The following is a 529-nucleotide window of genomic DNA, read 5'->3' as shown; positions in this document are numbered from 1 at the left end:
TGGGAGCACGAGGCTGTGCTGGAGAAGGTTCAGCACCGGCTCGATCAAGACCCCAACAAGATGACCTTACGCCGGCAGACGGCGGAGCATCCGTTCGGGACCATCAAGGCCTGGATGGGTGCGACGCACTTCCTGATGCGAAGACGACACAAGGTTGCGACCGAGATGGCGCTTAATGTGCTCGCCTACAACATGAAACGTGTAATAGCGATTCTGGGCTGCGCCACACTGCTGGAAGCGATGCAGACATAAGGGGCGTTTGTACCGGCGCTTCAGCGTTTAGGACCATCTGGGGGCTCATTCGCCCCAACGAGCAACGAAACCGATGCGGGCATCCCGCCGCCAATTGACAAAAGGGTTCTCACACAGCCTGGACCCATCTGAGACATCGAACGGGATCGATGCCAAGGTAGGTTGAGTAAAATATTTCCGATCCGCCGCCAGGCGCGACATACCGATAGTGGCGGGCGCTTTGGAATTCCCATGCAATGCAGAAACTCTCCTGAGCTTCTGAGTAGGAGTCGTTGTC

Annotated in this window: 2 protein-coding genes; one reads left to right on the top strand and one right to left on the bottom strand. The window is 56.9% G+C overall.

Annotated elements, in window-relative coordinates; all coding sequences use genetic code 11:
• The coding region (locus AC628_RS41825; RefSeq protein WP_143202127.1) for a transposase at positions 1 to 252 on the top strand (252 nt) is incomplete at its 5' end.
• 45 nt (positions 253 to 297) lie between these two features.
• On the opposite strand, the gene AC628_RS45025 is transcribed toward AC628_RS41825, so the two are convergent.
• Positions 298 to 529, bottom strand: a 232-nt coding sequence (locus AC628_RS45025; protein WP_210190351.1) for a hypothetical protein, incomplete at its 5' end; no start/stop codon positions are given.

This window comes from Bradyrhizobium sp. NAS96.2 (assembly GCF_001908235.1).
Classification (GTDB): domain Bacteria; phylum Pseudomonadota; class Alphaproteobacteria; order Rhizobiales; family Xanthobacteraceae; genus Bradyrhizobium.
This window is presented reverse-complemented; position numbering and strand designations above follow the sequence as displayed.